This is a genomic window from Lutibacter sp. (genome assembly GCF_040883305.1).
GTDB lineage: Bacteria > Bacteroidota > Bacteroidia > Flavobacteriales > Flavobacteriaceae > Lutibacter.
In genome coordinates this window covers 1-3,127 of sequence record NZ_JBFLKT010000436.1, presented here as the reverse complement: position 1 = coordinate 3,127, position 3,127 = coordinate 1, and the positions used below count along the sequence as shown (strand labels likewise).

General features: G+C 25.9%; 2 protein-coding genes. Both read left to right on the top strand.

Going from position 1 to position 3,127, the window contains the following annotated elements; all coding sequences use genetic code 11:
* Positions 1 to 610 precede the first annotated feature (610 nt).
* Complete coding sequence (locus AB1Z17_RS14115) at positions 611 to 1,291, top strand: hypothetical protein (RefSeq protein WP_368052410.1); 681 nt, start codon at positions 611 to 613, stop codon at positions 1,289 to 1,291.
* A 69-nt stretch (positions 1,292 to 1,360) separates the two neighbouring features.
* On the top strand, positions 1,361 to 3,127 hold a 1,767-nt coding region (locus AB1Z17_RS14110), incomplete at its 3' end, for a hypothetical protein (RefSeq protein ID WP_368052409.1).

The window sequence follows — 3,127 nt, the reverse complement described above, 5'->3', positions numbered from 1 at the left end:
TTTCCGAGAATTTCTTTAAGTATATCGCTATTTATTTTTTCCCTTTAAGTTATTCCGCTACACTTTTCATTTTTTTATTCTCGGCAATTTATAGATGTTCTGCAGTGATGTTGAGAAAATTATAATTCAATACTATGTCAACGGGAAATATGACAAATTTGAAAATGTTAAAGATTTGGAAGATCTACACAGCATTTCATATCTTGAATGGATTTTCAAAATCCTCGGTGATTAAAAAAACTACTTAAAGATTTAAACACTTATTAATTAAATTGGTGCTTTATAGAAATGACTGAAAACTTGAGAACTTGTATTGAATGTAAAATTGAAAAAGAAGTATTTCCATTTTTTACGAAAAGGATCAAAAGATCAAGTAATGAATCGGAAACATGTTTTAAGTGTAAAGAAAAATTTAAGAGTAGAAGAAGAAGAGAAAAAAATAAAGATAAACTAAATAAATATCATCTTAATTATTATCATAATCATAAAATTTTGAAAAGGGATTTGAAAAAAATTTCTAAACCCTCGGTAATTTAAAAAATTTATTTAAACTCTTTTTAATATTAAAAAAGGGTTTAAAGAAAATATAATTATCTATGTTACAATAAAGATGGCAGTGAAAGTTTATCAACTATCAGCGAAAAAATTCTATTCCACTCTTGGTTTCACTAAACGAAAAGAGTTTTGGCAAGAATATAAAAAACTAAAAAACAAATATGATTTTATTAAATTTAATTTGTTCACATCAACGATTATTTTTAGGGAAGTTTTTAAAATTTTATTAACAAATCCTAGAATTAAGGAAGATTTTAAAGGTTTCGGGTCAATGATGTTTGAATGTAATGAAATTAAAAGGATTATGTTGAAGGATAATAAAATAGATGAACTTAGGAAAAATAAAAATTTTAGACTTAAAAACCGAGCGATAACTTTAAAATCAAAATTTGATTATGTAGAAATTTGCTTGGATAATTATTACATCAGTGATATCAGTCGAATTATTTCAAGATATTTAATTATGGAATGTGGATTTGTGAATAAATGTGAATATTATAATAAAATATGTAGTTCTTGTTTTTATCCTGTAATAAACAATAATTTTGATGATATAAAAACTGGTGTGATTTGTAATAGATGTAGAAATGAGAGAGATAGGGAACGGGCAGAAGAATGTGAAAAAATTAATCGTCAATACTGGCAAGAATACAGGGAAAAAGTTGGATATAGTATATCTAAAAGTAATCAATACAGAGACAGATCAAAAGATTTGGACGATTCAGATAGTGAATAATAATATTAAATTTATATAAAAGGGTTTAAAGAAATATTAATTATATTTTTTATATAAGTTAATATTATAATGGTTAACTTAACAACAATCGCTAGAACTGATTATCAGGGGTTAGGATACAAGACGAAAAAACTTTTTTTGGAAGGTATGCGAAAACTTGGTATTGCTGGTGGTATGATTAAGGGCAGGGGCAAACCCAGCGTGGAACTTTTAAAGAAAATGGTGAGAGGTAAAAGAAAAGTTTTGAGATTAAAAAGAAAGAGAATGAAACAAAGGAAAAGGAGAGGGATGGTTTCAATCGGTGATATTGAATATAGATTAAAAGAATTTGATTCGATCAATAATTTTAACGCTTACAGAGTATTTTCAAATGCATCAACGGAAGCGGATATGTATAGTATCATACAAAATGTTATGATTAACAAAGATGATATTCCATTCGTCACATTGTTTTTTACTGACAAAATAACAGGTGAATTAAGACCAAACGGAGCGACAATCAATTCAGATAATCTTATTTCATTGGAAGATTTTTTAAATAGGATTGAAGAATTAAGAGCAGGTACAGCAACTGAGGGATCAGGTCCTATTAGTGCCGATGAGTGGGATTTAGTAATAGACAGATTTGATTTAATATTTGTAAGAGAAGTCAGGGGATATGGATTTTCTGATTCAATGCTATTTGATGTCGTTGGTATTGATTCGAAAAAATCTAGAGATTGTTTTGAACAATGTTTTAAAAAATTATGTCCAAAGTTATGGGAGCAAGACCCAGAATTTCAAGAAGATATCAATAAAATGGATCCATCTGTTAATAATGGACTGAAAATTATTAAAAAATATGGTTTAAACATTAATATTGTATGGAATACTTTTTCGTTAAGAGAAAAATTTTTTAAATTATTTCAGGATAAAAAGGATGGTATGGAAAAAGTGTACATTAACAAAAGGAGATGTAATATATTTAAATTAGATTTGGAAGATATTAATTTGTCTATTTTGGGTTGTGATGATGATGATGATGATGAATTAGATGAGAAAAAGGATTATATTATTTATGATGCTGAAAATAAACATTTTGACATTGTGAAAGGAAAAATAAACATTAAGAATGTTTATATGGATATATCCAAAAATGTTTATAAGAAATTAGAAGAAGGAAAATATAAAAAAATATTTAGTGTCACACAATTATACAAAACAAATGTAAAGGCAGGTATAACAGAAAAGACAACAAATACAACAGAATATTTAATTATTGATTATGAAACGGTTACGGATTGGGAAAAACAAAATATAATGATCCCATATTCATTAAGTTGTTTTCATGCAACTAATGAATTATTGGAAGAGCTGAATGGTCATGATGAAAGATATTATAAACTGAAACAAGAAATAGAGGACGAAGTGAATGAAAATAAAGAAATTAAATATAAAGTAAGACAAGAAATTATTAAAGAAAAACTTGAAATATCTGAAGATGTCAAGGAATTGAAGGGAAAAATTAAAAAAATAATCGATCAAAATTGTAAATTTTATTTATCATACGATTGTACTAAACAATTACTGGAATATATTAGAGATAATCAAAAAAATAAAAGATTTGTAATAACTACATTCAACGGATCTAACTTTGATAACTTTATTTTATTGAAAGATATTTTATCGATGAGATCAAATATGGATGATATGCTTAAAATGAAAAGTGAAATCGTGACAAATATATTCTTTAAAGAAACTCAATTATTTAATTTTAAAATCAATGGAAGACACGATTTATTTGATATAAGATCACACTTATCAGGAAGTCTAAAAAATAATTGTAAAGATTTTAAC